A 25,913-nucleotide genomic window follows, 5' to 3' on the forward strand; every position below is an offset into this window, starting at 1 on the left:
AGCTAAAAACTGTTATAACTGACCACTTACCCGAGCTACACTGGAGTTGTGTTGTTTTAATGGAAAATGTACTGATTTGGCCAAAGGAATACCCGTTACTGATTAAAGGACTTGTAGAACAAAACGGTGCCTTTATTTTAGATGCGTTAGAAGCTTGGCCTGCTTGTCGTTCTACTAATGAAGATGATGGTGTTTGCACCACTGTTTTGCCGCCTATTTATTATTTGGCGTGGCTAACTCCACTTGAACCTTTTGAAGAGTGCTTTTTTCAACATATTTCTGAATATGACGAAGATGCGCAAGCGTATATTAGTGCAGTTAAAAGCCACTACTACGATAATGAATATACCCCTGAAAGTTTAGTGCTAATGCTTTGCGAGCGATTAGAGCAGTACGCAAGTATTGCCACGCAAAATGATATTAGTACGCCTCTGTCGTTACTCGGTTTGTTTTTTAGTAAGCGTTATTTTACGTTAATTGAACATGCCTTAAATAATGGCAGTAAACTCTCTGCTGTTGACACGCTATCACTCTGGAAAGAAGTTGATTTTAGAGAACGCTTAAGTGCATTTATTCCAGAGTCTATTGCTGATTTAGATGTGCTTTGTGAACTTGCTAGCGAAAAAGTGGCAACGGGTAAAGACTATTTTACGTTGCTTACGCAGGTATCTCCTGACGTTGATTCTGTTGTTCTTTTAGAGAAAGCTTTATTAACTCACTTGCGTAAAAAAACAGCCAAACAAACCATGGCTATGCGCTTTATTGAACAAGGTGCTACCGGTGTTCTTGCCGATGAAAATAATAAAACAGCATTTATGTGGGCAGCTGAAAAAGGCTTTGTAAATGTTGTGGAAACATTACTTTCAAAGCAAGATAAAAAAGCGGCTGACAATTTAGGGAATACAGCATTACATTATGCTGTACTTGCTAAAAATGAATCATTAATGGTGTTGTTACTTAAAAGTGGCTACGACTTTAGAGCGCGTAACAACGAAGGGTTAAGCTGCTACCGTTTGGCCGTTAATATTAAGGCTAATAACTTAGTTAAATGCTTAGAACGTGACTTTGGAATTAAAGAGTTGTCGCCTGAAGGTCAATTTGATCGTATTAAAAAGGTGCATGCTTTACATGCTATTGTGACGTTGTTTTTACCGTTACAATTGTTTTTCTTTTTTGATGAAACAATTACTATAAAAAGCGAACTAACGCTTACGTTAACCATGATTGCAGTGGTGTGTTTTTTCTTTGCAACCACTCTAAAGCGTTGTGCTTTATATCCTCATATAAAACACCCTTGGGGTTTGTTTATACTTAGGGTATTTTCTTTGGTTAGTTTAGTTGCTCAGCTGGGTTTAGCTGGTATTGTGACCCTCACTGCTTTGAGTGATTTAGTTTAGCTAATGCCAACCTATAAAATATTTGAATAAATTGACCTTATATAAGCAGGTTTTTGTAAGTGTAAAAACAGTCAAATTATTTATAAAAAAACCGTGTTTAATTAACTTTAAACACGGTTTTTTTGCTTATGGTTTACGCTATTTATTGTGCTCGTTTGCCGCTTTTTCTTCTGCAAGTTCTTCTTTAAGTTTACGGATTTTTAAACCAAGTTCTTGACCGCGATGCCGTGCATAATATGTACAACCAATAAACATGGCGGATGCAAATACAAGCTCCAATAATACCCATATCAGTTCAGCTGGCGCCGCCCAGAGCATGGTAAGCCCGTGAATAAAATACAGCATTACAATAAAGTTAGCCCACGCATAGGTGTAAGTGTTGTCTTTAATAATGCCTCTTAGTGGCAGCAGTAACGGAATGATGGGCAAAAATAAAGATACTAAGCTCGCATTACCGTTTAGAGGGGGTACAAAATACATCCACAATGGAATTAGAACAAGCAAACCTACATAGCCAAATAGTGCGGCACGTTGAAATTTTATCGTAATTGGCTTTTTAGCTGGATTGTCAGCTGTATTCATTTAAGTTTTCTCGCAATGTGAGTAAGGCGTTTACCAACGCTTTGGCATATTTTAATTTCGTCTTTGCTTAGCTGTGCACTGTTAGCGCTGCCAGCGACGTGTGTTGCACCGTATGGTGTTCCACCGGTTTGTGTTGCAAGTAGTTCGGGCACATCGTATGGCACGCCCAGTAGCATCATGCCGTGGTGTAATAATGGCAGAGATAAGTTAAGTAAGGTTGCTTCATTTCCACCATGCATACTACTTGATGACGAAAATACACACGCTGGCTTATCGATTAGTTGGCCTTTTAGCCACAAGTCGCTGGTGGTTTCCCAAAAGCTTTTTGCTTGAGAGGCCATCATGCCAAATCGGGTTGGCGTGCCAAATGCAAGGCCATCGCAATTAATTAAATCATCTTTGGTTATTACGATATCGTGTGTGTTTTTAGCTACAAACGTGCGAAGCAGTGCAGTTGCGCCTTGTTGCTCTACTGACTCCGCTATTTCATGTGCCATAGCTTCAACTGAACCGTGGCTAGAGTGATAAAGTACCACTATGGTTGTGCTCATTATAAAACGCTTAATACGTTTTCGGGTGGACGACCAATAGCAGCTTTACCGTTGTTAACAACAATAGGGCGCTCAATCAGTTTAGGTTTTTTTACCATGGCATCAATAAGTGCATTTTCGCGCGTTTCATCTTTTAAGTTAAGCGCTTTGTAGTCATCTTCTTTGATACGCATTAGTTCACGTGCCGATGAAAAACCAAGTTGGCTTACAAGGGTTGAAATTTGCTCGTGAGTCAGTGGTGTTTTTAGGTATTCGACAATAGTTGGCTCTACAGATTTACTTTGTAATAAGGCAAGTGTTTCGCGTGATTTAGAACAGCGCGAATTATGGTAAAGAGTAACAGACATAAAATGTATCCAAATATTAAGTTTCGCCTATTTTAGGGCAAGCGCTTGCAGACTTAAAGCCTTGCAAGCTCTTTTTGTAAACGACGATATTGGGTAAGCAAGGCTTTTAATCGTTGCTGCTTTACAAGTTCTGTTGATTCTACGAAGTTAAGTGCTTTTTGGATTTCGTCAGCGGCTTTTAAATAAGCACCATATTGCGATAATACATCGGCATTAGCCTCGTGGTAGGCTGCTAGTTTATCTTGTTTTTTATAAGTGTCGGCAAGTAATTGTTTACCTAGGCTATGATCTGGCTTTTCAAGTAAAAAACTTTTAAGTATGTTCTCTGCTAATTCATATTGTTTAGCTTCCAGTGCCGAATTAGCATAATTAAGGGTAATTACTTGGTTATTAGGGCGGTAATTGTTTAACTCGGCTAAAAATTTAACCGCTTCATCGGCTTTTTCTTGCGCGATGAGTAAGTCGGTCTTTGTATCTATGTAAAATAGGTTTTTAGGATCACTTTGTAATAGTTCATCTAATATAGGTTGTGCTTCGTCAAGTTTTTTCTGATCGAGCAAACTTATAGCTAGGCCATATTTTAATGCTGTATTATCGTAATTTTTTTCACGCATTAATTTTCTAAACAGTGCTTCAGCGTTTTCAGGCTTATTGTCGTAGCGAGCTAGTACTCTGCTTTTTGCTAAGTTAAAATTAAGACTCGGTGTTAGGTAACGCACCGGAAATTGCTCAGCACGCAAGCGCACATCAGATACTCGACTTTCAGGTAATGGGTGAGTTAATAAAAATGCAGGTGGCTTATATTTGTAACGAATTTGCGCGGCTAGCTTGGTTAAAAATTCACTTGATGCACGGGCATCAAAGCCTGCATTGTTTAGTGTTTGCATGCCTATACGATCAGCTTCTTGCTCGGCTGAGCGGCTATGGGTTAGCTGGCTAAAAGCTGATTGTGTTTGGCTCGCTGAAATAATAGCAATACCTGCATCAGGTGCAACAACCGTTGCCAATATACCGGCAATCATACCAGCAATGGTCAAGGCACTGTTATCTTGTTGCTGCTGTATTCTACGTGCTAAGTGACGCTGTGTTACGTGAGCAATTTCGTGCCCGAGTACCGAGGCAAACTGGCTCTCGTTATCGGCTTGAGCAATTAAGCCTGTGTGTACGCCAACGTGTCCGCCATAAAATGCAAACGCATTAATTTCAGGGTTGTTTATCCAAAAAAATGAAAATGGAAAGCGTACGTCATTAGCATTTGCTACAAGTTTGCGGCCAATCGTAGTTAGGTACTCATCAAGTACAGGATCGTTAATTACTGGCGATGAGCCTCTTATTTGCATCATCATTACTTCGCCAATCGCTTGTTCTTTTTCAAGTGGAAGTGCTTGTAATGCTGACGTTCCTAAATCAGGAAGTGTAAAGTTGGTTTGCGCCTTTAAAGGCTCACCTACTAATAGGCCAAATGTAAGTGCGGCACTGCATAAAGTCATAAAGGCTGATTTTAGCTGCATTTTATTCCTTGTTTATTGGTTCACCAATAGCAATTTTGGCAATGTCTATTTCGTCACTACTTGCACGGCTGTCTTTTTCGCACAATTGGTATAGTTCTTTTATTGTGACTCCATCAAGCTTTACAACGTTCAATTCGCGCTGCAAAAAAGTAATAATTTTATGAACTACTTTGTGTGCATGTAATATAAGTGCTTTATCAGCTTTGTCGCCACTTTCAAAATAAAAGCCAACAAATTTATGTAATTGGTTTATTCTGATCAGGCTTTTCATTGAAATAGGATCCCATACTTTAAATTCAACAAAGCGGTTTCCTTTTATATACTGATCTATGACTACGTCTTTTGCATAAGGTTGCGCCCAAAGTTCAAAACCGCGGTCGGTAAACACTTGATGAAGTGCTATTCGAGGCTTATTCTTGGTATGGATTTCACCTAAGTTATCTTCATAGCCTTCTAATAAGTCTAAATTCCAGTTGCGTTTATTAATAAGCTGTTTAACAGCGTTGTCAAAACCATGCTCTAATATCCCCTCAGATTCGCTGACTGAGGAAGCAACTAAATGATAAAAAGGAGGTAACTCCCCCCAATTTATTTGCTTTTTAAACCAATTAATCTCTTTGAGTGTTGGATTACTTGGTAGTTGCGCTTTATTATGCGTGCCAGACATTAACTTATCCTTACTACTAACTATGGTATACAGGATAAACCATTGCAGGGGTTGTTTTAAGAAAAAGTTACATTTGTTCACGTGTTAGAAAAATAAGACCGTGATTATGTGACTTATTATTCATTTTAATAAATTGGTAAAGCGAGTATGTTACAACAAGATTTGCGAATTTATAGGTGTCCTCAACAGTTTATTCAGTTTAAATTGGGCTTGCGTAAAGCATCATCATTACAACAAAGTATCACTTTTAGTTTAAATAACGATGAAAACGTTGATGATATAGAACGATTTTTGAAAAAATATGCTTATAGTTACAATTTAAATAAACAACAAGGGTTGTTATTAGTGGAGCCATTACGTGTTTGAATATGTAAAAACATGGTACGAAAGAAAGTTTTCGGATCCTCATTCGGTTACCTTATTATTTTTATTATTGGCATCGGTTGCCTTACTTTATTTTTTTGGCTCTTTAATAGTGCCAGTACTGGTTGCTCTTGTAATCGCTTATTTACTTGACTGGCCTGTACTTCATTTAGAGCGCTTTGGTTTAAAGCGTTTTACAGCAACGGTTATTGTGATGTTGGTATTTACCGGCATTATGCTGACGCTTATTTTAGTTATAGGTCCGGTACTTTGGCAACAAACAAGTAATTTAGTACAAGAAACCCCACACATGGTAGAGCAGGGGAAGTCTTACTTGTTGGCTTTACCCGAACAATACCCTAGTTTGATTAATACTGAGCAAGTACAAGCAATTGTTGCAACAGTAGAGGCTAAAGTTATTGAGTTTGGCCAAGTGGTGTTGTCGTTTTCGCTTACTTCTTTAAAAGATGTGGTTGCTTGGTTAATTTATTTGGTACTTGTACCGTTACTTGTATTTTTTATGCTTAAAGATAAGTTAGAGCTTACAGGAAGCGTAGCTAAACTCATTCCTCAACAACGACGCTTAATTTTGCAAGTATGGAACGAAATGAATCAGCAAATCATGAATTATATTCGCGGTAAAGTGTTTGAAATTTTGATTGTTGGTGGTGTGTCGTTTATTGCATTTACCGTTTTAGATTTGCGTTATGCGGCGTTACTAGGTGTGTTAGTTGGTTTTTCTGTGTTAATTCCGTTTGTGGGTGCTGCTCTTGTGACTATACCCGTAGCGGCCGTGGCGCTATTTCAATTTGGCCTAGAAACGCAGTTTTGGACTATTTTAATTATTTACGGAATTATTCAGGCGCTTGATGGCAACGTACTTGTGCCACTGTTATTTTCTGAGGCGGTTGATTTGAATCCGGTGTTTATAATTGTCGCAGTATTATTTTTTGGTGGCTTATGGGGATTTTGGGGGGTGTTTTTTGCCATCCCGTTGGCTTCATTAGTAAAAGCGCTAATAACAGCCTGGTCGTCAACCCATGAAGAGTTAAGTAACCAGGGTTAAGGTTAGGTAAACAGACTTTTAGTTTAAAAAAGAATAGTAAACGCACCTCTAGTGCTAATTGATTATTACTCATTACCTGTAAAGTTATGTACTATTGGTAATAAGATATATTTTTTAGTAATAAGGTGCGTTTTTTAATGTCTGATTTTTTATTGCACGATGAGCCAGTAAAACAAGTTTACCTTGATGCAAACGCAACCACTCCTGTGTTGCCTTGTATTGCTGATGTTGTTTCTCATACTATGCAAATTTGTTTTGGTAATCCTTCAAGTCCCCATATTACAGGCATTCAAGCCAAGCATTTATTAGAACAAACACGTCAAAAAGCACGCACTGTTATCGGCGCAAGTAATGGCGATATTTTATTTACGTCTGGCGCGACAGAAGGCATTCAAACAGCAGTAGTTTCTACGCTTATTAATGCTAAAAAATACCCAGTTAAAAACCCAGTATTATTATATGGCGCAACTGAGCATAAAGCGGTGCCAAATACACTTAAACATTGGAATAGCGTACTTGACATTAACGCTGAAGTGCTTGCTATTCCAGTGGATAGTAACGGTATCTTAGACTTAGATTTTATTGCAGAGCATATTAATAATGCATTGATGATTTGCACCATGGCCGTTAATAACGAGACCGGTGTATATCAAGATTTACCCGCTATTGAGCAGGTAATTCGTAGCCGCAATAAAAATGTATCGTGGATGGTGGATTGCGTGCAAGCGCTTGGTAAACAGGCACTCGCGCTGAGTGACACAACAATAGATTACGCCCCTTTTTCGGGGCATAAGCTTTATGCGCCCAAGGGTATTGGCTTTTTATATATTCGTAGTGGCAGTGCGTATACACCTTTTATAGCGGGTGGCGGTCAAGAGAGTGGAATGCGTTCAGGCACCGAAAATCTACCCGGTATTGCAGGGCTAAATAAGCTATTTAGTCTGTTGCTCTATAAATCAGACAGCACATTTAAATCAGTTGATGTACTTAATTCCTATCGCAGTCAATTACAAAGTGCAATTGTAGATACCTTTGGCAATATTACATTTAATCACGACTTTGCTTATAGCGTGCCCACTACACTTAATTTTGCTGTTAACGATTTAACAAGCAAAGAGGTGATTGATTTATTTGATGCGGCGGGCATACGCGTAAGTGGAGGCTCGGCTTGTAGTACGGGGGCATCAACAAGTTTTGTTTTAGATGCAATGGGCGCAAGCAAATGGCAAAGCGAAAACGCAATTAGACTTTCGTTTGGACCTGCGGCAACACAGCAAGATATTGATAATGCTTGTGGTCGTATTCGCGCTCTAAGAACAATATTACAAGCAAACTGTTTAATCGTGTCTGACAGTACGACACCACAGCAAGAAGTGTGCGCACTGGGCCTTACTCAATTTAGGCACCAAGGTGCATGTAGTTGGCTTTATGTGAGCGATGATAAACACGCAGTTATAATAGACCCGATTATTGAGCTTATTCCGCGTTTTGAAAAAATAGCCAATACACAAGATCTAACTATTTCAGCGGTGCTTAATACTCATCTTCATCAAGAGCGAGAGTCAGCGACTAATTTGTTAACCAGCGTTCTTGCATCAAGAGTTGTAAAAGGTGAGGTTGATTCGCTAGGTTGGCCCGTAGGCGCAGCAAATATTAGCTTAGCAAATGACGCACTTGAAAAAGTTGCTACACCTGGGCATAGCAAAGATAGCGTAAGTTATTTATTAAAAAACAGTAGTGGCGAAACGCGTTATTGTTTTTGTGGTGATTTAATTCTGCCTGCAGGACTTGGCAATACTTCCCTTATGGGTGGGGATGCAAAAGCTATGGCTCGCTCTATTTTAGCAATAAGCGAGCAACTAAATAACATTAGTATTATTTGCTCAGGGCACGACTACCAACAATGTTTTGCTATGAACTGGGCCGTTCAGCAAAGCCAAACGCCATTACTCAATGCGTTAGTGAGCGGCAGTATTTCAGTTGATGAATTTGTAATTGAAAAGCAGCAGTACGATGCTTCAAAACAAGTGAATAACACACAACTGTGCGGTTATGTAAATGCGCTACCTGAAGTAGATACACTGCAATTAAATTTTGATGACGCTAAAATAATGTTAAACACCAGCGATGTATATTTAATTGATACACGCGAGCCATACGAACACGGCGCAAATAATGTTGCCCAGTTATTTAATATACTCGATGAAAAAACATTAAATATACCGCTTAGCAGAATGGCGAATGCGGTATTTGAAGGACAGTTGAACAAAAATAACAAATACATTTTATTATGCCGCAGTGGTAACCGCTCAAAAATTGCTGCGAGTAATTTAATGCGGCTGGGTTATAAAGCTGTTTATAATTTAAATGGTGGGTTAGCGCTTAGCAATTAAACAAAGATTGTAATTTATACAAAATCGGCTTTAGGGCCGATTTTTTGTTTTTAAGGTCGATTTGATCGCAAGGCAAACAAGTACAGTAATTAGTGAATAACTATATAAAGTAATTATTGTGCTTATGAAAATTCATCAATATTTCATTTTAATCAATTAAGCTATGGCAGGTGCCTTTAAAATTACAGGTAAATTAATTTATAAAATCTTTATGATACCGGTGTCAAAAGCTAAAAATTGCGTTATCATCTGCATCTAAAATTATAAAAACAGCACCTTTTTTGCATTTTTAGTTATACTATCGGCGTTTTATTTTAGTGTGAATAAGCAATTTTTATCGTTTTTATTTTATAAAAAGTATTTTTAAATCAATTGGTTGAAAAATTTAGAGGGTATTCTCATGTCTAACCGAACGCAACTAGCAAGTTGGCAAGCACTCGAACAAAGTGCAGCTAAGATGAAACAAACACATCTGAAAACGTTATTTGCACAAGATGACACGCGTTTTTCTCAGTTTTCTACTCAAGTACCTGGCGTATTATTCGACTATTCTAAGCAACTTATTGATAACGATGTTTTTGCTAACTTAATGTCGCTTGCTAAAGATTGCGATATTGCATCGTGGCGCGATAAAATGTTCAGTGGTGAAAAAATTAATATCACTGAAAATCGCTCAGTACTGCATACGGCACTTCGCAATCGTGCTCATACACCACTCATTGTTGATGGTGAAAACGTGACACAAGCAGTAGATAACGAATTAGCTAAAATTAAAGTGTTTGTTGAAAAAGTTCGTAGCGGAAAATGGCTAGGCTATACCGGCAAAGCGGTAAAAGATGTTGTAAGTATTGGTGTTGGTGGCTCTAACCTTGGTCCGCAAATGGCAACCGAGGCATTAAAAGCACTGGCAGATGATACATTGAATGTTCATTACGTATCTAATGCTGACGGTGTACAAATTTCGTCTGTTTTAAAAGCCATTGATCCTGAAACAACATTATTTGTTATTTCGTCAAAAACATTTACTACGTCAGAAACCATGACAAACGCTAAAACAGCCGTTGATTGGTTTTTACAAACAGCAAAAGATGAAAGTACAATTGCAAAGCATTTTGTTGCAGTAAGTACAAATTTAGAAAAAACGGCAGCCTTTGGGATTAGCGACGAAAACGTATTCACTATGTGGGATTGGGTTGGCGGTCGCTTTTCACTTTGGAGTGCGATAGGCTTACCAATTGCTTTATATTTAGGCTACGACGCCTTTGAAGCAATTTTAGAAGGCGCGTTTGAAATAGACGAGCATTTTAAAACAGCAGAATTTGAGCAAAATATACCATTAATTATGGCGTTGCTTAGTGTATGGAATACGAGCTTTTTGGGCTACACAGCGCAAGCTATATTACCGTACGACCAAGCACTGCATATGTTGCCTGCTTATTTACAGCAAGGTGAGATGGAAAGTAATGGTAAACACGTTAACTTTGCAGGCGAAACGGTACCTTATACTACAGTTCCAATTATTTGGGGCATGACGGGTATTAATGGTCAGCACGCGTTTTATCAGTGTTTACACCAAGGTAATGTAATTGTACCTGCAGATTTTATTGCATCAGTTAAACCACAAGTGAATGTTGATAAGCATCACGATATTTTATTATCAAACTTCTTCGCACAAACAGAAGCAATGATGAGTGGTGTAGATGCACAGCAAGTTACCGCTGATTTAACCGCTAAGGGTAGATCGCAAGCGCAAATAGATGAGTTATTAAATCATAAAATTCATCAAGGCAATCGTCCTACAACGTCTATGCTATTAGATAAAGTAGATGCTAAAGCAGTAGGGCGTTTAATTGCACTGTATGAACATAAGATATTTTGCCAAGGCATTATTTTAGAAATATGTTCGTTTGATCAATGGGGTGTAGAGCTAGGTAAAGGGTTAGCATCTAAAATTGAAAGTGAACTCACTGATGAAAGCGTAAAACACGCCCATGATAGTTCGACAAACGGCTTAATGGCGTACTACAAGCAAAACCGTACGCAGTAAAAAATTCGCTTACGTAAGTAAGTAAACCGAGTACCTTTGAACGGGTAGCGCTGGAGTGCTTAGGGTCTGTATTTTTGTGAGAGGAGATACAGGGCCCCTAAGGCTCATTTAATAAGCGCAAATGATAAACAATAATAATAAATCATCAATACAGAACAATTCAGCAGGCTTTTATTTAAATACAGTTATAAAAGCCATCTAATCTAGCAATAAATAGGCATACCCGCGCATTTATAAAATGTACTGGGTATCACAACGTAGAGAGTAACTATGCTTAATCCTTTTGATATTATAATTTTTGGGGGCGGTGGTGATCTTGCGTTACGCAAATTACTACCTGCAATGTACAGAGCATATCAAGAAGGTAATTTACCTGAAGGCTCACGTATCCTACCAACAGTGCGCGAAGAATCTAAACGTGCTGAATACGTAGAAACAGCGCATAAAGCATTACAAGAATTTTTAAGCAAAGGTGAGTTTAACGCTAAAGATTGGAAAGCGTTTTCTACTTTTTTAGTGCCAGTAGTAAGTAATGTTACAGAAGCGGATGATAATTGGGATGTGCTAAAAGGCATTTTAGATGAGCACGAAAGCACTAAATCGCGTGTGTTTTATTTATCTCTTCCGCCAGCTGTATACGGCACTTGCTGTGAAATACTTTCTACGAAAGGTTTAATTACCCCTACATCACGTGTTGTTGTTGAAAAACCAATTGGCTATTGCGGTGATTCTGCTGAAGCAATTAACGGAAAAATTGCAGAGTTTTTTAATGAAGAGCAAATTTTCCGAATTGATCATTACTTAGGTAAAGAAACAGTACAAAACTTAATGGCGCTGCGTTTTTCAAACTCATTGTTTGAAAATATGTGGGATGCTAAATCTATTGATAACATCCAAATTAGCTTGTCAGAAACGGTTGGCCTTGAAAGCCGCGCTGGTTTTTATGATAAAGCCGGTGCACTTCGTGACATGGTTCAAAACCACTTGTTACAGCTACTGTGTTTAGTTGCAATGGAAGCGCCCAATAAACTTAACGCCAGCAGTATCCGAAATGAAAAGCTAAAGGTATTAGAAGCACTTCGCCCACTGAATGGTAGCGATGTTGATGAAAATATTGTGCGCGGTCAATATGTGCCTGGTGACTTAAATGGTAAAATTGTACCCGGTTATCTTGAAGAACTAAAAGAAGGCTCTAGCAAAACAGAAACCTTTGTTGCGATTCGTGCACACATTGATAACTGGCGTTGGGCTGGTGTTCCATTTTATCTTCGTACAGGTAAGCGTATGGCTAAGCGATGTGCAGAAATTGTGGTTGAATACAAAAAAGTATCTCATAATATTTACGAAGATAACGTAGGTAATATTGAGCCAAATCGCCTTGTTATTCGCTTGCAACCAGAGGAAACAATTCAACTAACGCTTATGTCTAAGCGCCTCGATAATTTGGAAATGCAACTTGAACCAGTAACAATGAATATTGAGCTTTCACAAGCTTACAGTAACGGTTTTCACTCAGATGCATACAAGCGTTTAATGCTTGATGCCGCTGCTGATAACCCGTCGTTATTTATTCATCGTGATGAAGTACGTCAAGCGTGGAAATGGATTGATCCAATTATTGACAGATGGCAAGAAAAAGGCAAACCGGCACTTTATCGTGCAGGTAGCTGGGGTCCTGATGATGCCGATGAGTTATTGGCAGAGAAGAGCCATGTATGGTTTAACGCGGGCGATAAGGCATAAATATGGCAACATTAGTTGAGAAATTTTTTGATAATAAAGATGCGTTGACGAAAGAGCTTTCAGCAACGCTTGAGCAATCACTGCGTGATGGTATTAAAAATGATGGACGTGCTGTATTGATGGTATCAGGCGGTTCATCACCAGCACCTGCTTATAAGCATTTATCAACCCTTGATTTAGATTGGCAACATGTTGATGTTGCTATGGTTGATGAGCGTTGGGTAGACTCAAGCCATGAAAAAAGTAATGAAGCATTTATTAAAAGTACATTATTACAAAATCATGGTAGTGCTGCTAACTTTATTACTATGAAGAACACTGCTGCAACGGCCCAACAGGGCACACAAGAGTGTGAAACGGCTTATAGCGAACTAAAAATACCATATGATGTGACTATTTTAGGTATGGGCCCAGATGGCCATACAGCGTCGTTATTCCCAAATGCAAACGGTTTAGAGCATGGTTTAACAACCACACAATCAGTGTGTGCTATTAACGCGATACAAAGTGAAGTAACCGGTAGTATTACTGAGAGAATGACACTAACTTTAAATGCCATTGCGCAATCTAAAGTCGTTAAGCTTTTAATTAGCGGTGAAGAAAAACTCGCTGTTTATAAGCAAGCAAAAGCGGGGGGCGATGTTAATGATATGCCACTTCGCGCTGTACTTAACCACCCAAGCATAAATATTGAAGTGTATTGGGCGCCTTAAATTAAAGTACCAATGTGATTTTTAAAGGCAGCTTATATAAGCTGCCTTTTTTATTTGCTCAAATTTAAGTCTAAACACTATAAATAAACGCACTCTGACTGTTAATCAATGTGAATGAGTATCCGTAGCTTGTATTAAAAATAGTCATTAAGTGTATTGTTTTTAATCTGATTTTATGTGTTTTGGTTGTGTGTTTTTTAGCAACGCTTGGATTTAGTTAAATTTTATTTTTTGATGACGACTGTCATAAAAGTTTCCCTTCCTTTTTGGTTTCAAAAGCATTAGCCTTAAGGTATTAAAAATGAAACACATAAACTAAAAATAAACGGAGCAGTAACATGGCGGAGCAACAAGTACAGCCTTTACACAACGAAAAACATGCCAACATTAAAATTAAAAATGGCATCAATGTAGAATTCATGAAAACTCAACATTTAGTGCCAGTAGTTGCACATGAGTTTGCACGTGTAGCAAACGAGTTTCCAATGTCATTCGTTAAAAATAACGAAAATGACACTTACCAAGCTGTCGCTATGTTTGGTCTTGAGCCAGGCGAAAACCTTTTTGTAGAAGATGGTAAATGGACAGCAGCATTTGCACCAATGGCATCTACTCGTTACCCACTGGGTCTAGTTAAGCACCCAGAGCAAGATCAATTCGGCATTGTAATTGATGAAGCAAGTGCGCTTGTTGGTGAAGATGAAGGCAACGCATTATTCGAAAATGGCGAAGAGACTGATTACCTAAAACGTCGTAAAGAAGCGCTTGTATCTTTTATTGAGTTTTCTCAAGTAACTGAAGCGTTCACTAAATTCCTTGCTGATAAAGAGCTACTAATTGCGCAAACGCTTACAGTAGACATTAAAGGCGAGAAAAAAGACATAAACGGTATTTACCTTATCGATGAGAAAAAGCTAAACGAGCTAAGCGATGCTGATTTCCTAGAGCTTCGTAAACGTGGTTACTTAGCACCAATTTATTCTTTCTTAACGTCTACTCATCAAGTAGCACGTTTAGCGCGTTTAAAAGCTCAACAAGCTTAATTATACCAATTGCATTAAATTAGTGTTCTATTATAGCGATAAGAAAATAGCTCAATAACAAGGCTAAAATTATGATACATAGTTGTTCTATATAAATAATTTTCAACGTAGTTAGTGAGCTATTTAATACGCTAGAATAATCATGTTTTTAATAAAATTGGTATTACAAACACGTTAAATTTTGAAAAAGCGCCTTAAGGCGCTTTTTTTATGTCATTAAACTCACTTTGGTTGAAATTAAGCCCGCAACCATTCACATTGGTTTATAACTTCCCCATAAAAGAACTCATTATGAAAATACCATTATTAGCCATTTTTGCGAGCAGCCTTGTTGCTTTAAGCAATAGTGCATTAGCTGCAGAGACTCCTTTTGCCATTGCGATTCATGGTGGGGCAGGGACAATAGAAAAAGCACGATTTACACCCGCTCAAGAAAAAGAGTATCGGGCAAAATTAACGCAAGCAGTAGAGACAGGTTATAAAGTATTACATCAAGGCGGCGAAAGCTTAGATGCGGTGACTGCAGCAATTGCAGTATTAGAGCAATCCCCTTATTTTAATGCAGGGCGTGGAGCGGTATACACTTACGATGGCGGACATGAGCTTGATGCATCAATAATGGATGGTCGAAACCGTGAAGCAGGTGCAGTTGCGGGTGTAAAGCATATTGAGAGCCCAATTAATTTAGCGCGTTTGGTAATGGATAACTCTGTACACGTAATGCTCAGTGGGCAAGGCGCTGAAGAGTTTGCTAAAGAGCAAGGTGTTGAACTTATCGAAAATAACTTGTTTGATACCGAGCCTCGCTACAAAGCACTTTTAAAAGCAAAACAAAAATTAGATAAAGCCAAAGCAACCACTAAAGAGTACCAAGCCGCGCACAAAGCATTACCTAACTCTTACAAAATGGGCACGGTTGGCGCAGTGGCGCTTGATAAAAATGGTAATTTAGCAGCAGGTACATCAACCGGTGGTATGACGGCAAAACGTTATGGCCGCGTGGGGGATGCGCCGGTAATTGGGGCCGGAACATTTGCTGAAAATGAATCGTGCGCGGTATCAGCAACAGGGCATGGTGAATATTTTATTCGCTATAACGTAGCAAGCGATATATGTGCGCGCGTTAAGTACCAAGGTAAAACCATAGCCGAAGCAGGGGATGAAGTTATAAACGGTGTGCTTAAGCCCATTGGTGGCACTGGCGGCGTCATTATTATTGATACTAAGGGTAATATTAGCTTGCCGTTTAATACCTCTGGCATGTATCGAGCTAGTAAATCGAATACGCAAGCGACCTACGTGGGCATTTTTAACGACGAATAAGCCAACGTCATTTAATTTATTCAATGTAGTTAACGCTGAAAATAACTGCTTAAAATAAATTTATTATTCACCGTTTAGTTCAATAACAGCGTTTATATAACAAACAACCTCGCGTTATGCATTTTGTAGGATTAACCCCAGCCGTTTAATTTGATACAATTACGGCTCTTTAACTAATTTTATAAGGTATGCGGGTGGTAAACCTAGGTCAGTTGTTTGGCGAGCTAAAAACGTGCTTAAAAAAAGATCAATTCATTTTCAAAAAACGCTTACATGGCGTAAAAAAAATAACCGATGAAAACAAGCATGCCAACGCGCTTGAAAAAATAGCGGCTGATATAACCCGTAGCCAAGAATTACGCGATAAGCGCTTAGCTGGCCTCCCTAAAGTGACTTACCCTGAGCAATTGCCAGTAAGTCAAAAAAAGGAATTAATTAAAGACGCCATTGCAAATAACCAAGTGGTTATTATTGCCGGTGAGACGGGCTCAGGCAAAACAACTCAAATACCTAAAATGTGTTTAGAGCTTGGTCGTGGTGTTGATGGTTTAATAGGGCATACGCAACCACGTCGATTAGCAGCGCGTACCGTGGCTAATCGTATTGCTGAAGAAATGAAGTGTGAGCTTGGTCAGCAAGTTGGCTTTAAAATACGTTTTAGCGATCAGGTTTCTAATAATACGTATGTAAAACTGATGACTGACGGTATTTTACTGGCAGAAATTCAGCAAGACCGCTTTTTAAATCAATACGACACGATTATTATCGATGAAGCGCATGAGCGTAGTTTAAACATCGACTTTATTCTAGGTTACTTAAAAAACCTACTTCCAAAACGCCCTGATTTAAAAATAATAATTACCTCAGCGACTATTGATCCTGAGCGCTTTTCAAAGCACTTTGATGATGCGCCCATTATAGAAGTATCGGGTCGTACTTTCCCTGTTGATGTGCGCTACAACCCTATTACTGATATTAATAAAGATGATATGGAAGCGGAGGGCGATCAGCTACAAGGTATTTTTGATGCCGTTGATGAGCTGTGCGCTGAAGGCCCTGGCGATATTCTCATATTTTTAAATGGTGAGCGTGAAATACGCGATACCGCTGATGCACTTAGCAAGCGTAATTTAAAACACACCGATGTATTGCCACTTTATTCGCGCTTATCTAACGCAGAGCAAAACCGTATATTTGCGCCACATTCTCGTCGCCATATTATTTTATCGACTAACGTAGCCGAAACGTCACTCACCGTGCCGGGTATTCGTTATGTCATAGACCCAGGTACTGCGCGTATAAGTCGCTACAGCTATCGTACAAAAGTACAGCGCTTGCCAATAGAGCCTATATCACAAGCAAGTGCTAATCAGCGTATGGGTCGTTGTGGACGTGTTGAAGCGGGTATTTGTATTCGCTTGTACTCTGAGGATGATTTTTTATCGCGCCCAGAGTTTACCGACCCTGAAATACTGCGTACTAATCTTGCTTCAGTTATTTTGCAAATGTTGGCACTCGGGCTTGGTGATATGGCGCAATTTCCGTTCGTGCAAGCGCCAGATAGCCGTAATATAAGTGATGGTCTATCGTTATTAGAAGAACTACAAGCAGTAAAACCAGACAAACGTGATAACAAAACGAGTTTAACCGCTTCAGGTAGAGAGCTTAGCCGATTACCGGTTGACCCTCGTTTAGCTAAAATGGTACTTACGGCCCATAAACTTGGCGCATTGCGTGAAGTGATTATTATTGTGGCAGCATTGTCCATTCAAGACCCACGTGAACGCCCACAAGAAAAACGTGCTGCTGCCAATGAAAAGCACGGTCGTTTTGACGACCCAGATTCAGATTTTATTGCTTTTTTAAACTTATGGAATTACCTAGAAGAGCAGCAAAGCGAGCTGACTAACGGCCAATTTAGAAAGCTGTGTCAAAAAGACTTTTTGGCCTATATGCGTCTGCGTGAATGGCAAGATATTGTTTATCAAATAAGTACTGTGTGTAACGAAATGGGCATGAAAGCAACCAGCCAAGCGGCTGATGGCGAACTTGTGCACAAGGCGTTATTAAGCGGGATGCTAAGCCACATTGGCTTTAAAGATGAAAAACAAATATACAAAGGCGCACGTAATAGTCAGTTTCATATTTTTCCGGGTTCAGGTTTATTTAAAAAGAGCCCTAAATGGATCATGTCAGCAGAGCTGGTAGAAACCAGTAAATTATATGCCCGCACAAATGCAAAAATAGACATTAACTGGGTAGAGCCATTAGCACAACACCTAGTAAAACGTAGTTACACAGAACCTCATTGGGAGAAAAAGCCAGGTGCGGTAATTGCGTTTGAGCAGCAAACTTTGTACGGCCTACTCGTTGTAAACAAACGCCGCTGTGTTTATAGCAACATTGATCCTAAAGTGAGTCGAGAGCTTTTTGTACGCACTGCATTAGTTGAGCAAGAACTGGGCTTAAACGAGCGCTTTTTAGCATTTAACAGTGAGCTAATAGAAGATATTCAAGTTCTGGAAAATAAGTCACGTCGTCGTGATATTTTAGTTGATGAGCAAACGTTATTTGAATTTTACGATAAAAAAATACCCAAAGAAATTAATAACCGCGCTGCATTTTTAAAATGGTATAAAACACAAAAACAACAAAATAAGCATTACCTACACATGACTCGTGAAGAGTTAATGCAGCATGGTGCAAGTAATATAACCGAGTTTGACTACCCTGATACATGGCAGCAAGACAATATTATATTGCCGCTTGCTTATCATTTTGATCCAGGCCAAGCCGTTGATGGCGTTGCGGTACAAATACCGGTCGCGCTGTTGAATCAAGTGCAAGAAAGTGGTTTTGACTGGCACATACCAGCATTTAGGCATGAGCTAATAAGTGGGCTTATAAAGTCATTGCCTAAATCGCTTCGTCGTAATTTTGTGCCAGCACCAAACTATGCTGATGCAGTGCTGGCAGCTATTGAGCCAATGCAAGGGAGCTTAATTGATGCATTAACGACGCGTTTATTGAGAATGACAGGAGTAAAAGTTGATCCAGAGGCATGGGATTTAACCGCGCTTGCACCGCATTTAAGATTGCAGTTTGAAGTACGTGATGAACACGATAAGTTACTTGCTCGTGGACTTGATTTAGCCAAACTTAAAGCAGAGCTGCAAGGTGAAGTAACCGAAACACTCTCTAAAGTAGCCGATAAAGGCATTGAAAAATCAGACCTAACACAATGGGATTTTGGTGAGCTGCCATCTTCATATGTTAAAAAACAAGGCCAATATGAGATAAAAGCATACCCTGCGCTGGTGGATAAAAAATCAGCCGCTGCAGTGGAGCTGTTTGATAACGAAGCAAAAGCGCAGCAAGCACATCAACAAGGTTTGCGCCGTTTAGTGTTATTAAATGTGCCATCGCCAATTAAGTATTTACAACAAAACTTACCGAATAAAGCAAAGCTGGGTTTGTACTTTAATCCATTTGGTAAAATAGCTGATTTAATTGATGACTGTATAGCCGCAGGTGTCGATAGCTTATTAGTTAAACACGGTGATATACGTGACGAAAAAGCATTTGAAACAGTAAAAGAGCAAATACGCGGTGAGCTCGGTGATGCTGTTGTGTCGATTGCAACGCAGGTTGAGCAAGTATTAAGTATTGCTCACGCGCTGCATAAAAAAATGAAAGGGCGCGTTGATTTAACCATGATAACGGCGCACGGCGATATAAAATCACAGCTTGAGTCACTTATATTTAAGGGTTTTGTGAGCGCGCATGGCGCAGATAAAATAACGGATTTAATCCGTTACCTAAAAGCTATTCAAAAACGCTTAGAAAAATTACCAGTTGATCCAAACAGAGATAGGTTATGCGTACTTGAACTTGATAAAGTGGCAATTGAATATAAGAAATTAACTAATAAAACACCTAAAGGGTTGCCAATTCCCCAAGAAGTAACCGCTATTTTTTGGATGCAGCAAGAACTAAGAGTCTCTTTGTTTGCCCAAACATTAGGAACTCCTTATCCTATTTCATCAAAACGCATTTTAAATGCAATAAAAGAAATAGAATAAAACTTGCATTTTCCATTAAGCTTAGTACCTTAATGGGAGGACTTATTTTTGCTTTGAGAAGGAAACGGCATACCCATGTCCTCATTGATCGAACCTAAAACACGACGGCTGCTAGTCGTCGACGACGAGTATTTTAATTATGAAATTCTTAAAGCAGCACTCACTGCTAAATTTGATGTGAGCTATGCTGATTCAGGTAAAAGTTGTTTAGCATCAGCGGTTGCTAATCCACCTGATATAATTTTACTTGATGTGTGCATGCCAGGACTTGATGGTTACGATACATGTCGTATGCTAAAACATACCCCGGAGACAAAAAATATACCTATTGTTATGGTATCTGGCCTTGAGTCGGAGTTGGAGAAAAAAGCCGGATTTGACGCAGGATGCGACGCTTATGTAGTAAAACCATTTTCAATGAGTGTATTGTTAGAGCAAATTAATACAATAGTGTAGAGGGATTTATGTTCACAGATGACAAACGAAACTTTAGACGTATGCAGGTAAATGCGACTGCAAATTTAACAACAGTGGAGCCAGTAGCTGGCTTGAATTATACGGCAGAGTGTGTTGATTTGAGCGCGACAGGGTTATCATTGCATTTGGATGATTTACTTGAGCCAGATACTATTTTAACAGTTGATATAGCGTCTACTCACCCTAGCATTGCACCGTTAAAAGCAACGGCTAAGGTAATACGTGCCAGCAAAGAAGATGATGGCACAATAACAGCAGGCCTTGAAATCATTCAGTTTAACTAATTAAATGAATGATTAGATATTAAAAAACCTTACAAATTAAGCCTTTTAAGTAAAAGCCTTCAGGGTAGCTACCCGCAATTGGGTGATCGGCTGCTTGATTTAATCGTTCCATTATAAGTAGATCTTTGCCCGCATCAAGAGCCGCATCAGCAACAACTTTTTGAAATAGGTTTTGCTCCATTAAGCCAGAGCAAGAGAATGTCAGTAATGTTCCACCTGGTTTTAGTATTTGCATGGCAATCATGTTGATGTCTTTATAACCACGACACGCGCCCGTTAGCTGCGCTTTATTATCAGCAAACTTTGGTGGATCCATTACGATGGTATCAAACTGTCTGCCTTCGTCGCGGTATTGACGCAGTAACTTAAAGACATCTTGCTTCACAAAATCAACTTTATTTAAGTCTAAGTTATTATGCTCAACATTACGTTTAGCAGTATCTAACGCTGGTTGCGATACATCAACGTTAGTGACATGCTCACACCCGCCACGCAAAGCGTACAACGAAAATGTACCTGTGTAACTAAAACAGTTAAGTACCGTTTTGTCTTTTGAAAAACGCTCAAGTGCAGCACGGCTATCGCGTTGATCTAAGTAAAATCCGGTTTTATGACCTTCAATTATATCGACTTCAATTTTTAAGCCGTTTTCTTCAATAAGTACAGGTTGTGTTGGCTCATTACCCCAAAGAACACCTTTAATTGGCTCCAAACCTTCTTTTGTACGAACTTCTACGTCTGAGCGCTCGTATATGCTAGAACCTGGAAAAATAGCCATTAACGCGCCAACAATCTCGCCTTTATGACGCTCGGCACCCGCACTTAGTAACTGACAAACTAGTACATTATCAAATTTATCGATTGTAACGCCTGGTAAGTAATCAGACTCAGCTGCACATAATCTAAAGCCTGTTAATCCGCCTTCTTCTATTACTTGGCTCCGTGCTTCTAATGAGCGACGTAAACGGCGTTCAAAAAAGTTTTGATCGATGATTTCTTTTTCGTCAAAGCTCCAAACACGTGCACGAATTTGTGAATGAGGGCTATAAGCAGCAGTTGCTAAAAACTTACCTTCGCTATCGTGAATCGTTACTGTGTCGCCTAATCCAGGTTTACCTTTAATTTTTTTGATGGCTTTTGAAAATAACCAAGGGTGTTTTCTTTTTAATGATTTATCGCGACCAGCTTGTAGGTAAACGGCAGATGACATAAGGCTTCTCAGTAGTAATAAATAAGCGCTATATTTTAGTCAAGCAGCGGGCAACATACAATGAATGTTTTGCAAGAGTGCTATAAAGCACGGTAAAGTACTAATAATTCACTTATTAATTAGCTTTTGGAACCTGAAAGTGCCTGACGCCGTTTTAAGCCCCGATTTACAAATACTTAATTCACAATGCAGAGAATTTATAACCTCTTTAGTGCATGCCGATGTGGCTCACGATATTACGCATATAGAGCGAGTGGTGCGCGTTGCAATAAAACTATGTAATGCAGAGCAGGCTAATATGTCAGTTGTATTACCTGCAGCGTGGATGCATGACTGTGTGGCGGTGGCTAAAAACCACCCTGATCGTGCAAAAGCCTCTACTATGGCAGCAGATAAGGCACTGGAATTTTTAAAATCGATTGATTATGACGAGTCACTTTTTGATGATATTCATCATGCTATTGCGGCTCATAGCTTTAGCGCAAATATAGAAATTAAAACAGTTGAGGCGCAAATAGTACAAGATGCTGACAGAATGGATGCACTAGGTGCGATTGGAGTGAGTCGATGTATGAAAGTTGGCGGCTCAATTTCTCGGTTATTGTATAACCCAGAAGACCCTTTTTGTATTGAACGAGAAGCTGATGATAAAAAATATACACTTGATCATTTTTTTATAAAACTATTACATATTGCTCAAAGCATGAATACTCCATCAGCTAAAGCAGAAGCGAATAGGCGTACAGTTTACATGCATGAGTTTTTAGAGCAATTAAAGTCAGAAATTGGTGAGTAACGTGGATAATAAAAATATGCCTAAATTGTCAGGTATTGATCATTGCCATTTGAATGTTGAAAATTTATCGAATGCAGTTAAATGGTATGAGCGCGTTTTAGGTTTTAGTATAGTACCCGAACTTGCTTTTTGGAATGAGGATGGACGAGGACCTTTAACGCTCGAGGATGCTAGTTCAAAGACTCGTTTAGCACTTTTTGAAGGTGAGGGGCGCAGTAAAGGAATTGCATTTTTGGCAACAGGGGAGCAATTTATACAGTGGCTTAGTCATCTTGAAAGTTTAAATATAAAAGCGGTTCTTGCTGATCATGGTGTAACGTTTTCAATGTATTTTAAAGATGACAGTGGTAATAGCCATGAGATCACATCTCATGATTACTCGTATATAAAACTTTACTATCCATCGGTTAACTTAGGTTCGCATTCATCTAAAAAAAGCTAATGTAGTTAATCCTATAATTCCCATTATATGAATTTATGTGTAAGTTTTTATCATACTGCTATCACTTTGAATAATATTTAATTGGGGTTTATTCGCTGCTTTTTTGTTTCAAGTGAAACTGTATTTTTTAGCAATTATTTGTGCTTGTACAGTTAACATAAGTGCCAGACATGCGCTGTTTTTAGGATTCAACCTAAAGGTAATTTACGTTTTGTCGCTGCACAAATATAGGTGAAAATCGTGATCAGGACGCAGAAGCTTTGCTAGGTTTTTACTTGTTTTCACATGGATGTAAGTCAGTAAGGTAACGCATGAAAAGTTACCGACCCCACTAGGTGACACACCTCACGCAGCGATTAAATCGCTCTTAGATAAAATGAACTTTAATATTGTAAGGTCAGCAGGGCTTGGTCTTCTATTATCGTTTGAAGCAGTTAGATATAAAGTTTTCACTTAGTTATAGACCAGTTTTTTATTATTAATTAGATCCCATACTTAAGCCTATTGGTATAAAATATTAGAAATTTCGTGTTGGTTAAATGTGGTAGAACTGTTGTTTGAGTATCAATTAAAGCGAAGTGCCCGACGTAAGACTGTTGCTATTAAAGTGCACCAACGGTCAATAACCGTTTATGCGCCTCATTATGTTCCTAAAAAACAGTTGGATTTATGGTTGGTTGAGAAACGAGATTGGGTAAATAGCCAACTTGATAAACAGATTAATATTGCAGACTCAAAGCAATATCCACTCGAAACACATAAAATTCTAATTTTCTCAAATCTTATAGACATAACGTTTGAACACGCTTTGCATTCTCAAGTTATAGAGCATGAGAATACATTAAGCGTATTGTGTTCTTCTCGAGTGAGCCATAAAAAATTGAAGTATAAAACATTACTTGAGGCGTATTTAACTGAAAAATTAGGATTATATATTGATATGCGTCTTGCTCACTTTTGTAAACTAATGGAGGAACCTTTACCGAATGATTTACGAATACGTATCTATAAATGTAAATGGGGGAGTTGTAATAGTAAACGTGAGCTTACGTTTAACTTACTCTTGATTGGAGCCAAAAAATCAATTATAGACTACGTCATAGTCCACGAGTTGGCGCATTTACGTCACTTAGACCACAGTCGTGTATTTTGGCAACGTGTAGCTAAGTTTTATCCGGATCATAAGATAGCATCAGATTGGTTAAAGAATAATGGACAAAGTTTACAGTGGGAATTTTAAAAAATATTGAAGTTTAAAATATAAGGTATTTTAGAAGAAAAGTGGTGGAGGGAGCTGGATTCGAACCAGCGAAGGCTGAGCCGTCAGATTTACAGTCTGATCCCTTTGGCCGCTCGGGAACCCCTCCAATGCAACGGCGCTGATAATAGCAAAACTTATATTTAAGTAAAGAAAAAAGCTAAAGAAAAATGAAATAAAGCCGATAAATATCTATTACCTACAATAATCGGCTAAAGTCTATGCAAATCGACGATTTGTTAATCACAGAGAGTCAACTAAGTACACGGTTGAATAAAAGTGTACACGAACAACGTCGAGGAGAGTTTTCTCTTTTATTGGCAATGTTATCCCACGATGCGCTTGATTTTAGTCAGTTCCATTTTCCAAAAACAGATATTGAAAACCCTATTGTTGAAGAAGAGACACTTCGTAAGCAATTTGGTTCGGGTCCGAAGCAGCCTTTAGCACCGGATGAGTTTAATATGTTGATTGGGCAACACAACGCCGCTTTATTATCAAATGTGGGAGAGCATGCAGGTATGAGCGATATTAAGTTACGACACTGCTTAAACCCTGAACCACTTTCAATAAGAAATGATTTAGCTCATATTCCACTCAATGTGCTTGATAATTGTGAGCTAGCTGTGCGCAGACGTATTAAGAACAAAGAGACTCAGCTATCGCATCCGCAAATGGACGTAGCTTCATTCTATGATGGTCTTAATGATGAATCATTACATCAACCGCTTCACTTAGCTACAGCATAATATTGACCTACAAAATAATTTATCTATCTACGATTTCAAATCAGGTTATGTCAGGCCCAGTAAAACAAGCTTTAAATGGTCATTTTTATAATAATGATGGCTAAAAAGAGAGGCTTTGTAGCTATTTATAATGTTAATTGCCTAAAAATTGATTTAGTTTAAAAAAACCATCCAAAAATTTAATGCAATTGCTATAATGATGTCAAATGGTATGACATGAAATGCCGTTATCATTAAACCAAGGTAATTAGGAACGTAATGAAGAAAACATTCACGCTGAATCACGAGAAAATCAAATACCCTCGTATGGTCGATGCTGCAAAGCACGAAGTGAAAAAATATTTGAAAAGAGAACGTAATAAAACGCTACCTGAAGATGCTGATTACTGGGCATTTGACTGTAAGTTTGGCAATACAGCTGAAGATGCTCAAGTAGTGCACGTTGCAGAGATTAGCAATCATATCAGCGACATCGAAAAGCAAGATTTAAAGTCTTTCTACGTAGAGATTTTAGCAAAGCCAGCACAGCGTCAACAAGCTGATTTAGATGACGACGAGTAACTCTTAAATTTTAAGTACTCGTAAAGTAGAGATGGACCCAAGTGGTCCATTTTTGTTATGTGGGTTTTAATATCAATCTGAATAATACTAACCAACCAATCCGCAATCATGCTTAATCAGTTTGAGGGATTAAATCTGACGCTAACGGCGTTAAAAATTTCTGATATAGGACAATTAAATAACGATTTTTTGTCTTGTTATCGACACGATTCTGTTATCTAAAAATAGATCACTTAATTAAAAGAGTTGGTATAAGTATTTGAACAATATAAATTATCTAATAACCCTATAATACCAACCTGCATAAA

General features: G+C 38.6%; 23 protein-coding genes and 1 tRNA gene. 17 read left to right on the forward strand and 7 right to left on the reverse strand.

The genetic code is table 11. The features are described from left to right. Positions 1 to 59 precede the first annotated feature (59 nt). The gene (locus DC53_RS04260; RefSeq protein WP_007375918.1) at positions 60 to 1,397 is read left to right on the forward strand and encodes an ankyrin repeat domain-containing protein; all 1,338 of its coding nucleotides are present in this window, start codon (positions 60 to 62) and stop codon (positions 1,395 to 1,397) included. A 138-nt stretch (positions 1,398 to 1,535) separates the two neighbouring features. On the opposite strand, the gene DC53_RS04255 is transcribed toward DC53_RS04260, so the two are convergent. Genes DC53_RS04255 through DC53_RS04235 form a run of 5 tightly spaced genes read right to left on the reverse strand, consistent with a single transcriptional unit; the run spans position 1,536 to position 5,055 of the window. Then, positions 1,536 to 1,979, reverse strand: a complete 444-nt coding sequence (locus DC53_RS04255) for a DUF2069 domain-containing protein (RefSeq protein ID WP_007375917.1) — start codon at positions 1,977 to 1,979, stop codon at positions 1,536 to 1,538. Beyond that, complete coding sequence (wrbA, locus tag DC53_RS04250; protein ID WP_033031320.1) at positions 1,976 to 2,530, reverse strand: NAD(P)H:quinone oxidoreductase; 555 nt, start codon at positions 2,528 to 2,530, stop codon at positions 1,976 to 1,978. Before wrbA ends, DC53_RS04255 begins: the two co-directional genes overlap by 4 nt. Further along, positions 2,530 to 2,877: an arsenate reductase (glutaredoxin) gene (arsC, locus tag DC53_RS04245; RefSeq protein WP_033031322.1), complete on the reverse strand. Its 348-nt coding sequence runs from the start codon at positions 2,875 to 2,877 to the stop codon at positions 2,530 to 2,532. Before arsC ends, wrbA begins: the two co-directional genes overlap by 1 nt. Positions 2,878 to 2,930: 53 nt before the next feature. After that, the gene (bepA, locus tag DC53_RS04240) at positions 2,931 to 4,388 is read right to left on the reverse strand and encodes a beta-barrel assembly-enhancing protease (protein ID WP_033031325.1); all 1,458 of its coding nucleotides are present in this window, start codon (positions 4,386 to 4,388) and stop codon (positions 2,931 to 2,933) included. A gap of 1 nt (position 4,389) precedes the next feature. Continuing rightward, positions 4,390 to 5,055: a hypothetical protein gene (locus DC53_RS04235; RefSeq protein WP_033031327.1), complete on the reverse strand. Its 666-nt coding sequence runs from the start codon at positions 5,053 to 5,055 to the stop codon at positions 4,390 to 4,392. A gap of 147 nt (positions 5,056 to 5,202) precedes the next feature. Between DC53_RS04235 and DC53_RS04230 the strand changes: the two genes are divergently transcribed. From DC53_RS04230 to DC53_RS04180, 11 genes are all read left to right on the forward strand, one after another. Continuing rightward, complete coding sequence (locus DC53_RS04230; protein WP_007375912.1) at positions 5,203 to 5,421, forward strand: hypothetical protein; 219 nt, start codon at positions 5,203 to 5,205, stop codon at positions 5,419 to 5,421. Beyond that, the gene (locus DC53_RS04225; protein ID WP_007375911.1) at positions 5,414 to 6,484 is read left to right on the forward strand and encodes an AI-2E family transporter; all 1,071 of its coding nucleotides are present in this window, start codon (positions 5,414 to 5,416) and stop codon (positions 6,482 to 6,484) included. Before DC53_RS04230 ends, DC53_RS04225 begins: the two co-directional genes overlap by 8 nt. 137 nt (positions 6,485 to 6,621) lie before the next feature. Then, positions 6,622 to 8,877: an aminotransferase class V-fold PLP-dependent enzyme gene (locus DC53_RS04220; protein ID WP_033031330.1), complete on the forward strand. Its 2,256-nt coding sequence runs from the start codon at positions 6,622 to 6,624 to the stop codon at positions 8,875 to 8,877. A gap of 400 nt (positions 8,878 to 9,277) precedes the next feature. Then, a complete protein-coding gene (gene pgi / locus DC53_RS04215) occupies positions 9,278 to 10,924 on the forward strand; it encodes a glucose-6-phosphate isomerase (RefSeq protein WP_033031333.1) in 1,647 nt (548 codons plus the stop codon). A gap of 270 nt (positions 10,925 to 11,194) precedes the next feature. Then, positions 11,195 to 12,667, forward strand: a complete 1,473-nt coding sequence (gene zwf / locus DC53_RS04210; RefSeq protein ID WP_007375908.1) for a glucose-6-phosphate dehydrogenase — start codon at positions 11,195 to 11,197, stop codon at positions 12,665 to 12,667. Positions 12,668 to 12,669: 2 nt separating this feature from the next. Continuing rightward, entirely contained in the window at positions 12,670 to 13,380 is a 711-nt protein-coding gene (gene pgl / locus DC53_RS04205) for a 6-phosphogluconolactonase (RefSeq protein WP_033031335.1), read from the forward strand. A 338-nt stretch (positions 13,381 to 13,718) separates the two neighbouring features. Then, positions 13,719 to 14,423 carry a SapC family protein gene (locus tag DC53_RS04200; RefSeq protein ID WP_007375906.1) on the forward strand — a complete coding sequence of 235 codons (705 nt, stop codon included), beginning with the start codon at positions 13,719 to 13,721 and terminating at the stop codon, positions 14,421 to 14,423. Between the two features lie 291 nt (positions 14,424 to 14,714). Then, positions 14,715 to 15,746, forward strand: a complete 1,032-nt coding sequence (locus tag DC53_RS04195; protein WP_033031341.1) for an isoaspartyl peptidase/L-asparaginase family protein — start codon at positions 14,715 to 14,717, stop codon at positions 15,744 to 15,746. 194 nt (positions 15,747 to 15,940) lie between these two features. Then, complete coding sequence (hrpA, locus tag DC53_RS04190) at positions 15,941 to 19,828, forward strand: ATP-dependent RNA helicase HrpA (RefSeq protein WP_008135573.1); 3,888 nt, start codon at positions 15,941 to 15,943, stop codon at positions 19,826 to 19,828. Positions 19,829 to 19,903: 75 nt separating this feature from the next. Continuing rightward, on the forward strand, positions 19,904 to 20,284 hold the full coding sequence (locus tag DC53_RS04185; RefSeq protein WP_007375903.1) for a response regulator: 381 nt from the start codon (positions 19,904 to 19,906) through the stop codon (positions 20,282 to 20,284). An 8-nt stretch (positions 20,285 to 20,292) separates the two neighbouring features. Then, positions 20,293 to 20,589 carry a PilZ domain-containing protein gene (locus tag DC53_RS04180; protein WP_008135574.1) on the forward strand — a complete coding sequence of 99 codons (297 nt, stop codon included), beginning with the start codon at positions 20,293 to 20,295 and terminating at the stop codon, positions 20,587 to 20,589. A gap of 19 nt (positions 20,590 to 20,608) precedes the next feature. On the opposite strand, the gene DC53_RS04175 is transcribed toward DC53_RS04180, so the two are convergent. Next, the gene (locus DC53_RS04175; RefSeq protein ID WP_007375901.1) at positions 20,609 to 21,799 is read right to left on the reverse strand and encodes a class I SAM-dependent methyltransferase; all 1,191 of its coding nucleotides are present in this window, start codon (positions 21,797 to 21,799) and stop codon (positions 20,609 to 20,611) included. Between the two features lie 64 nt (positions 21,800 to 21,863). On the opposite strand from DC53_RS04175, the gene DC53_RS04170 reads away from it, so the two are divergent. The 3 genes from DC53_RS04170 to DC53_RS04160 all read left to right on the forward strand — a co-directional run bounded on the left by DC53_RS04170 (position 21,864) and on the right by DC53_RS04160 (position 24,277). After that, positions 21,864 to 22,595: an HD domain-containing protein gene (locus DC53_RS04170; RefSeq protein ID WP_420892178.1), complete on the forward strand. Its 732-nt coding sequence runs from the start codon at positions 21,864 to 21,866 to the stop codon at positions 22,593 to 22,595. A gap of 16 nt (positions 22,596 to 22,611) precedes the next feature. Then, positions 22,612 to 23,037 (forward strand): VOC family protein, encoded by a 426-nt coding sequence (locus DC53_RS04165; RefSeq protein WP_033031343.1) that lies wholly within the window; start codon positions 22,612 to 22,614, stop codon positions 23,035 to 23,037. A gap of 541 nt (positions 23,038 to 23,578) precedes the next feature. Further along, entirely contained in the window at positions 23,579 to 24,277 is a 699-nt protein-coding gene (locus DC53_RS04160; protein WP_033031337.1) for a M48 family metallopeptidase, read from the forward strand. Positions 24,278 to 24,319: 42 nt separating this feature from the next. Here the strand turns inward: DC53_RS04160 and DC53_RS04155 are convergent. Continuing rightward, positions 24,320 to 24,404 (reverse strand) — tRNA-Tyr (locus DC53_RS04155). Between the two features lie 112 nt (positions 24,405 to 24,516). On the opposite strand from DC53_RS04155, the gene DC53_RS04150 reads away from it, so the two are divergent. After that, positions 24,517 to 25,044 carry a VC2046/SO_2500 family protein gene (locus DC53_RS04150; protein WP_033023203.1) on the forward strand — a complete coding sequence of 176 codons (528 nt, stop codon included), beginning with the start codon at positions 24,517 to 24,519 and terminating at the stop codon, positions 25,042 to 25,044. A 258-nt stretch (positions 25,045 to 25,302) separates the two neighbouring features. Next, a complete protein-coding gene (locus DC53_RS04145) occupies positions 25,303 to 25,605 on the forward strand; it encodes a DUF6172 family protein (RefSeq protein ID WP_007375896.1) in 303 nt (100 codons plus the stop codon). Positions 25,606 to 25,913: the final 308 nt, after the last annotated feature.

Source organism: Pseudoalteromonas fuliginea (assembly GCF_000690055.1).
Classification (GTDB): domain Bacteria; phylum Pseudomonadota; class Gammaproteobacteria; order Enterobacterales; family Alteromonadaceae; genus Pseudoalteromonas; species Pseudoalteromonas fuliginea.

Bases quoted from the DNA above. Each gene is read 5' to 3' on its own strand.
- DC53_RS04260 (WP_007375918.1), top strand. From the start codon at position 60: ATGGAAAATGTACTGATTTGGCCAAAGGAATACCCGTTACTGATTAAA.
- DC53_RS04255 (WP_007375917.1), bottom strand. From the start codon at position 1,979: ATGAATACAGCTGACAATCCAGCTAAAAAGCCAATTACGATAAAATTT.
- wrbA (WP_033031320.1), bottom strand. From the start codon at position 2,530: ATGAGCACAACCATAGTGGTACTTTATCACTCTAGCCACGGTTCAGTT.
- arsC (WP_033031322.1), bottom strand. From the start codon at position 2,877: ATGTCTGTTACTCTTTACCATAATTCGCGCTGTTCTAAATCACGCGAA.
- bepA (WP_033031325.1), bottom strand. From the start codon at position 4,388: ATGCAGCTAAAATCAGCCTTTATGACTTTATGCAGTGCCGCACTTACA.
- DC53_RS04235 (WP_033031327.1), bottom strand. From the start codon at position 5,055: ATGTCTGGCACGCATAATAAAGCGCAACTACCAAGTAATCCAACACTC.
- DC53_RS04230 (WP_007375912.1), top strand. From the start codon at position 5,203: ATGTTACAACAAGATTTGCGAATTTATAGGTGTCCTCAACAGTTTATT.
- DC53_RS04220 (WP_033031330.1), top strand. From the start codon at position 6,622: ATGTCTGATTTTTTATTGCACGATGAGCCAGTAAAACAAGTTTACCTT.
- pgi (WP_033031333.1), top strand. From the start codon at position 9,278: ATGTCTAACCGAACGCAACTAGCAAGTTGGCAAGCACTCGAACAAAGT.
- zwf (WP_007375908.1), top strand. From the start codon at position 11,195: ATGCTTAATCCTTTTGATATTATAATTTTTGGGGGCGGTGGTGATCTT.
- pgl (WP_033031335.1), top strand. From the start codon at position 12,670: ATGGCAACATTAGTTGAGAAATTTTTTGATAATAAAGATGCGTTGACG.
- DC53_RS04200 (WP_007375906.1), top strand. From the start codon at position 13,719: ATGGCGGAGCAACAAGTACAGCCTTTACACAACGAAAAACATGCCAAC.
- DC53_RS04195 (WP_033031341.1), top strand. From the start codon at position 14,715: ATGAAAATACCATTATTAGCCATTTTTGCGAGCAGCCTTGTTGCTTTA.
- DC53_RS04185 (WP_007375903.1), top strand. From the start codon at position 19,904: ATGTCCTCATTGATCGAACCTAAAACACGACGGCTGCTAGTCGTCGAC.
- DC53_RS04180 (WP_008135574.1), top strand. From the start codon at position 20,293: ATGTTCACAGATGACAAACGAAACTTTAGACGTATGCAGGTAAATGCG.
- DC53_RS04175 (WP_007375901.1), bottom strand. From the start codon at position 21,799: ATGTCATCTGCCGTTTACCTACAAGCTGGTCGCGATAAATCATTAAAA.
- DC53_RS04170 (WP_420892178.1), top strand. From the start codon at position 21,864: ATGTTTTGCAAGAGTGCTATAAAGCACGGTAAAGTACTAATAATTCAC.
- DC53_RS04165 (WP_033031343.1), top strand. From the start codon at position 22,612: ATGCCTAAATTGTCAGGTATTGATCATTGCCATTTGAATGTTGAAAAT.
- DC53_RS04150 (WP_033023203.1), top strand. From the start codon at position 24,517: ATGCAAATCGACGATTTGTTAATCACAGAGAGTCAACTAAGTACACGG.
- DC53_RS04145 (WP_007375896.1), top strand. From the start codon at position 25,303: ATGAAGAAAACATTCACGCTGAATCACGAGAAAATCAAATACCCTCGT.